This is a genomic window from Psychrobacillus sp. (genome assembly GCF_056205495.1).
Map to the genome: position 1 here is coordinate 1 of NZ_JBAEAP010000141.1, position 6,342 is coordinate 6,342.

Consider the following 6,342-nt stretch of genomic DNA (forward strand, 5'->3'; position numbering starts at 1 on the left):
TAACCATTCACCTTTCTTATTTAAAACTAAACCGGCTACTCCTAACCAGACACTTCCTCTTTTCTCTTTAGACATACCAACCAACTCCCTTAAAATAAGTGTAAGGGCTTGTTGTTGCTCTGACAAGTGAATGGATAAATCAAAATATAATCCTTCCTTGCAATCTCCTCTAAACACTTATTTTATTTAGATTGTTTATTTTTTCTGCTAAAACCAAAAATGGCAGAAGAGAAAATAAATATGGCTGTGCACAACCACATCGTTATGCCATTCCATTGTCCATCTAGTAAAGCAATATTCGTTAAAATCGTGAGTTGCATCAAGCAAATGGAAATATATAAAACGGTGTTATGTTGCATTAGTATATCCCCTCTCTTTCAACTACTTTCATTTTAACGTATATACCTAATGTAAAATGGAGATCAAAAAAATCTCCCACTGAATAATTCAGTAGGAGATTTGGTTATATTAATATTATAGTTTGAATTTACCTTTTTTGATCATCAATGGAACTCCACCGATCATGTAAAGAGCACGGTTATCAATAACCTTTTTCATAATAGAAGCTTTTGTACCAGTTAGCTTTCTACCCATTACGTCACCAATTGCATCATGCTCACCTAGAGAACATACTGTTCCTTTAAGCTCAGGAACGAATTCTTTCGTATTTTCACCCTTCATAAGAGCTACGATATTTTGAGCTACTGTTACAGCTTGTTGCATAGCAATTTGAGCTGTTGGTGGGTATGGACGATTAATTGCTTCATTGATCATCAATGCACAGTCTCCAACGATAAATACGTCTGGGAAACCAGGAGCACGCATATCTTTTTCAACTTTAACACGAGCACGCATGTTTTCGATGCCAGAAGTTTCGATTAAACGGTTTCCGCGGACACCAGCTGCCCAAACAACCGTACCAGCTTTGATGAATTCAAATTCCTCTTCACCTTTTTTAATCTTAACGCCTTCAGGAGTTGCTTCTACTACTGGTGTTCCAATAGAGAATTCAATTCCTTTTGCTTCTAGTTGACGAACAGCATATTCAACTAGCTCAGGATCGAATCCTGGTAAAACCATAGGTGCTGCTTCAACACAAACAACGCGTACTTTTTCTTTTGGTACATCATATTCAGCACAAAGCTCAGGAATACGATTCCCTAACTCTCCTAAGAATTCGATACCAGAGAATCCAGCCCCACCTACAACGATTGTTAAACGAGCATCATCTCTTGTTTCTTCTGTAGACCATGTAGCAAATTGGTACTCGATATGGTCACGGATTTGACGAGCTGCATTTACGTTTGCGATAGATAAAGCATATTTATCTAATCCAGTAATTCCAAATGTTTCGCCTTCAAAGCCTAATCCAATTACAAGGTAATCATATGTGTATTCCCCAGCGCTTGTTGCTACTTTTTTAGAGTTTACATCAATTCCTTCAACTGTAGCTTTTACGAATTGAACTTTTCCTTTATTGATAACGTCTTTAATATCGTAACGTACTTGATCTGGACTTAACGTACCAGCCGAAGCCTCATGTAACCAAGTTGATTCGTAATGATAATCGTTTTTATTTATTAAGATTATATCTGCTTCATCTGTACCTACTAATTTTTGAAGGTTTACTACAGTAGATAATCCACCGTAACCTGCTCCTAATACTAGAACTGTTGGTCTTTTCACGAAGATCGCAACCACCTTTTTTTATTTTTTATAACAACCGAATGATTCATAAATCTTGTTCATTCGTTTTTAGCTTGTCATTTTTCCGACAAATTTCACACTATACCTATTTTAGACCTTTTAGAATAGGATTTCAACACTATTTAACAACATTCTAAAGGTAGGAATATACAGATAATTGTTAGTATTTATTAAAAAGTTCAAATGCAAGTTTAACTAGCATGCAAATAAGGAAACTATTCAGTCCTTTTAGCTTTCTCCTTTTAAGAGCGTATATGCTTTTTATTTATAAAAAAGAACATTTTCTAATGCAAGAAAATGTTCTTTCATTTATTTAACAGCTTTCAGGTGTGCCTTCTTTTTTAGCAGTTCTAAACGATGAACCACAGCCACAGGAAGCAATTGCATTCGGGTTATCGATCGTAAAGCCTCCACCCATCAACGATTCTTTATAATCGATGACCGTTCCAGTAAGTATAGATGCATCTTCCTTGGAAACAATGATGTCTAGTCCATGCTGATGCAAAACTAAATCATCTTGATTTTTCTCTTTTTCAAATCCCATACCATAGGAAAGTCCGCTACATCCACCACCGTTAACGGAAACACGTAGAAGTGAACCTTCCTCCTCATTGTGGACCATCATCTCTTTAACGCGGTAAGCTGCCGCTTCAGACAAATTAACTACTTCTGTCATCTAGATCACATTCCTTCCTTATGTATATATAATATCAATGTTTTCACTATCTATACAAGGAAAACTACTCGAAACGGACATCGCTTTCTACATATTTTTACAGTATAATAAAAGAAATAATAGGCATCTAAGGGGAAAAAGTAATGGAAATACTTCCGTATTATCAAAAAGAGGTAGTATGCTTACACTGTAAGAAAAAATTTAAGTCAACTAAGGTTCGTTCGAAATTTATAAAGCTAGAAACCCATGATACAGACTTTCAACCAATCTACCAGAATAAAGAAATCAATCCATTACTTTATAATGTATTTGTATGTGAGCACTGTGGCTTTTCGTTTACAGATGATTTCACAAAATATTTTGCTCCAAGTGTAAAAGACGCGATCATGGAGAACATAACTAAACAATGGACATCACGCTCCTACGGCGGTGAAAGAACGATTCAAGAAGGAATCACTGCTTATAAGTTAGGAATATTATGTGCATCTTTAAAAAAAGAAAAATTTGTATCCATAGCCGGCTTAGCATTGCGAGTAGCTTGGCTCTACCGTATAGTAGGACAACAAGAAGAGGAAAAAAGATTTCTAGAAATAGCGCGAGACCGCTATATCGATTCATATTCTAGGGAGGATTATAGTGGAACCCAAATGTCTGAGATACGAGTTCTTTACATGATAGCAGAGCTGTCTAGACGAGTTGGAGCAAGAGATTTAGCTACACGCTATTTTTCGATGATCCTAGAAAAACAAAGCTCTTCTATTGAACCTTCACTTATTGAGATGGCCAAAGAACGCTGGCAGGAAATGCGTACATAAAGAAAAAGAAGCCAGTTAGGCTTCTTTTTTCATATTTATTGGAATTAAAATACTTGTTCTACTTCTACGATACCAGGTACTTCCTCTAGTAAAGCGCGTTCTATACCAGCTTTTAAAGTGATCGTAGAACTTGGGCAGCTTCCGCATGCTCCTAAAAGTCGTAGTTTTACAATGCCGTCTTCAACGTCAACAAGCTCGCAGTCCCCGCCGTCTCGTAGTAAGAATGGGCGCAATTTATCTAAAACTTCTTGAACTTGTTCATTAATTGTATCAGTCATATAGATCGACTCCTTTCACTACAATCATTATAGAATAATTGCTGATTAAATGGAAGTGTTTACTTCCCGTAAAACATCTACGGTAAATAGTCTGCCCAAAGATGAATAAATATTACATACTGTGTTTTTTCTGCTTAGCACTTTTAGAATAGCTCCAGGTAGTTAAGAACGTCTAAGAATGAGCATATGTCATATCTTTGAGTAAAAAAGCACATCAATTTATGCTATTTTTATAAACTTATGTCACTGTCTTTGAACTACCTATTTTTAGGAAAATCGTACAATTTTGTATTTTATTATAAAATGTTACTTAATGACATAGCGGGAGGGTAATTAGTTGAAAAAATTACTATCGTTGGCACTCATTTCATTCATTATGTTCGGTTGTTCAAATGAAAAAGACCTTACGGATTACGAGAAAGAAATCGAAGCACTGGAAAAAGAGAATCAAGAGCTGAAAGATAAACTAAGTGAGGGCAAAGCTGACTACAGCACATCCCTACAGGAAACCGACAGAACCTCGAGACGTTTCATGGATCTACTTGCAGCTGAGGATTTCGAGACGCTAAAAGCCGAGTTCCCGATTGAGTTCGAAGTGAAGGACAATGCGATACACCTCAAGGAGCCCGAGGGCAACCTACCGTTCGAGGTCGAACTGGCCAAGCAGTCGAAACACATCGGTTTCTTCAACAAATTTGATGACATGACGGAGATAAGCTATTACATGTATAACCCGCAGCACGATAGCAACAGCCTCGTCGTGTTCCATTACGATAAGGATAACCAATTGGAGTACGTCTCATTAGGTGGCAGATAGAATCAGAGAAGAAGTATTGGATATCCCTATCCCTCCTTTTTGTGCTAGATTAATCCAATCCTGACATTGCTCACGAAGCCTACTATTAAAATAAGTGGTGTGGACCTTTTGACAGCTTTTCAGTAACCCCTTTATAATGTAATGTGTAGGGGATAAGGATTAAACAGATAAAGGGGACAAGTAAATTATGGCACAAGAAAAGCTCACTGTAGAAGTTTACGGTGCCGATATAGTATGTGCAAGCTGTGTGAATGCACCTTCATCAAAGGACACATACGAATGGTTAGAAGCCGCTATCAGCAGAAAATTTCCTGAACATCAAATAACATTTTCATATATTGATATAGAGCAGCCTCTAGAAGATGAAAAACAACAATCGATTGCCAATCAAATTGCAAATGATGAGTTTTTCTATCCACTAATAATGATTAACGAGGAAGTAATAGGTGAAGGTTATATTCAATTAAAGCCAGTATTTTCAGCTCTTGAAAAGTACGGATATATAGCTAACTAAAATCGCAAAAAGCTTAGAAACGTATTCCTTTACGTTCCTAAGCTTTTTATTTTAACCGTTATGTCGTTTATACATCCATAGTAAGCCCGACTTCATTAATCTCGCAATGCGACCAGTAACTGAGATATCTGCCAAATAGGCAAATCCTTGTTTTTTCCCTAATGAGCCCATGAAGCCTTTTAGTTTAATCTCTGGCATTTTCTCTGGAAGCGGTTGGCCCTTCCAGCGTGCTTGTAGAACCTTTACTATTTGTTCTGCCTGTTCTTCGGCAAGCTGAGCACTTGGTGCAAAAGGTAAAGAAGCGCAATCTCCCACTACAAATACATTTTCATAGCTTGGCAAATCGTGATATTGAGTTAGAATAATGCGTCCTGTCTTATCCTTTTCACCTGGTAAAGCTCGGACTGGTGCTGCAGGCTGAATACCAGCAGTCCACACTACTACATCCACAGGGATTATTTCATCATGATTGTATAATTTATTTGGCTCGACCTTCGTTATATTCGAGTTGCTAATAACGTCAACATCATTTGTATCAAACCATTTTTGCACAAAATTACTTAAGCGCTCAGGAAAGTCTCGTAATACACGAGGACTACGATCAAATAATTTAATCTTAAGGTCCGGTCTACTTTCGCGAAGTTCACTTGCAAGCTCGATTCCGCTTAAGCCTGCTCCAACAATACCTACTATAGATCCAGCTGGAAGTCCACCAATCTTATTATAAGTGTCTCTTGAACGTCCTATTGTTTGAATACTATAAGTGTATTCCTCTGCACCCGGAACGTTATGATATTTATCCTCACAGCCTAACCCAATGACTAAATCATTGTAAGGAACAGTTTGTTCTCCTTGTAGAATGACTTGCTTGTTTTCTACATCGATTGTCTCAACTTCCCCATAAACAATATTTAGTTTGTTACTGTCTGGAAAAGCAACTCTTATATTTTGGTCAGATGAAGTTCCTGCTGCTAAAGCATAGAATTCTGTTTTTAAGCTATGAAATGGCGTACGATCTATTAATGTTATTTCTACATCATCCGGTAAATTATTTGGCAATAGGCGTAATAATACGCGCATATTACCGTATCCACCACCTAATAAGACTAATTTTCGCATAAATATTCTCCCTTTTCTTTCAATGTCTCCTCAAATTATAAATGATTGTGACAGTTTTCACAATACAACTTCACAATTGACCTTTTAAAAAAAATAGAGTAGCATGACGATGTAGTGAGGTGACAGCTATGAATCCAATGGTTGAATTTTGTATAAGCAACCTTGCAAATGGTTCACAAGAGGCTTTTGATATATTAGAACAAGATCCAGATTTAGACGTACTAGAATATGGCTGCCTCAGCTATTGTTCTCTATGCTCTGAAACGCTATTCGCCATCGTAAATGGGGATGTAGTAGAAGGTAATTCCTCTGAAGATTTAGTGTCTAATATATACAAATATATTGAAGAAAATCCTTTGTTTTAAGAGCAACCGCAAGAAAATCTGATTTTAAAATAATTTTTTAAACTAATAGAA

At 36.8% G+C, this 6,342-nt stretch carries 9 protein-coding genes; 4 read left to right on the forward strand and 5 right to left on the reverse strand.

Features of this window, described 5'->3' with window-relative positions; all coding sequences use genetic code 11:
• Positions 1-182: 182 nt before the first annotated feature.
• The 3 genes from AC06OU_RS04220 to AC06OU_RS04230 form a co-directional block, all read right to left on the reverse strand.
• Positions 183-359, reverse strand: coding sequence for a hypothetical protein (locus AC06OU_RS04220; protein WP_475854193.1), 177 nt, complete (start codon positions 357-359; stop codon positions 183-185).
• A 115-nt stretch (positions 360-474) separates the two neighbouring features.
• Positions 475-1,686, reverse strand: coding sequence for an NAD(P)/FAD-dependent oxidoreductase (locus tag AC06OU_RS04225; RefSeq protein ID WP_169359653.1), 1,212 nt, complete (start codon positions 1,684-1,686; stop codon positions 475-477).
• A 334-nt stretch (positions 1,687-2,020) separates the two neighbouring features.
• Positions 2,021-2,383, reverse strand: coding sequence for a HesB/IscA family protein (locus tag AC06OU_RS04230; RefSeq protein WP_169359652.1), 363 nt, complete (start codon positions 2,381-2,383; stop codon positions 2,021-2,023).
• A gap of 143 nt (positions 2,384-2,526) precedes the next feature.
• Between AC06OU_RS04230 and AC06OU_RS04235 the strand changes: the two genes are divergently transcribed.
• On the forward strand, positions 2,527-3,198 hold the full coding sequence (locus tag AC06OU_RS04235) for a DUF2225 domain-containing protein (protein WP_475854195.1): 672 nt from the start codon (positions 2,527-2,529) through the stop codon (positions 3,196-3,198).
• Positions 3,199-3,242: 44 nt separating this feature from the next.
• On the opposite strand, the gene AC06OU_RS04240 is transcribed toward AC06OU_RS04235, so the two are convergent.
• Positions 3,243-3,476 (reverse strand): NifU family protein, encoded by a 234-nt coding sequence (locus AC06OU_RS04240; RefSeq protein WP_144538629.1) that lies wholly within the window; start codon positions 3,474-3,476, stop codon positions 3,243-3,245.
• 337 nt (positions 3,477-3,813) lie between these two features.
• Here AC06OU_RS04240 and AC06OU_RS04245 point away from each other — a divergent pair, with 337 nt between their 5' ends.
• Both AC06OU_RS04245 and AC06OU_RS04250 read left to right on the forward strand, forming a co-directional pair.
• Positions 3,814-4,293 carry a hypothetical protein gene (locus tag AC06OU_RS04245; RefSeq protein ID WP_475854196.1) on the forward strand — a complete coding sequence of 160 codons (480 nt, stop codon included), beginning with the start codon at positions 3,814-3,816 and terminating at the stop codon, positions 4,291-4,293.
• A 187-nt stretch (positions 4,294-4,480) separates the two neighbouring features.
• Positions 4,481-4,807 carry a YuzD family protein gene (locus AC06OU_RS04250; RefSeq protein WP_169359649.1) on the forward strand — a complete coding sequence of 109 codons (327 nt, stop codon included), beginning with the start codon at positions 4,481-4,483 and terminating at the stop codon, positions 4,805-4,807.
• 51 nt (positions 4,808-4,858) lie between these two features.
• On the opposite strand, the gene AC06OU_RS04255 is transcribed toward AC06OU_RS04250, so the two are convergent.
• Complete coding sequence (locus AC06OU_RS04255; RefSeq protein WP_169359648.1) at positions 4,859-5,926, reverse strand: NAD(P)/FAD-dependent oxidoreductase; 1,068 nt, start codon at positions 5,924-5,926, stop codon at positions 4,859-4,861.
• A 128-nt stretch (positions 5,927-6,054) separates the two neighbouring features.
• On the opposite strand from AC06OU_RS04255, the gene AC06OU_RS04260 reads away from it, so the two are divergent.
• Positions 6,055-6,291, forward strand: a complete 237-nt coding sequence (locus tag AC06OU_RS04260; protein WP_169359647.1) for a YuzB family protein — start codon at positions 6,055-6,057, stop codon at positions 6,289-6,291.
• The last annotated feature ends 51 nt before the right edge of the window (positions 6,292-6,342 follow it).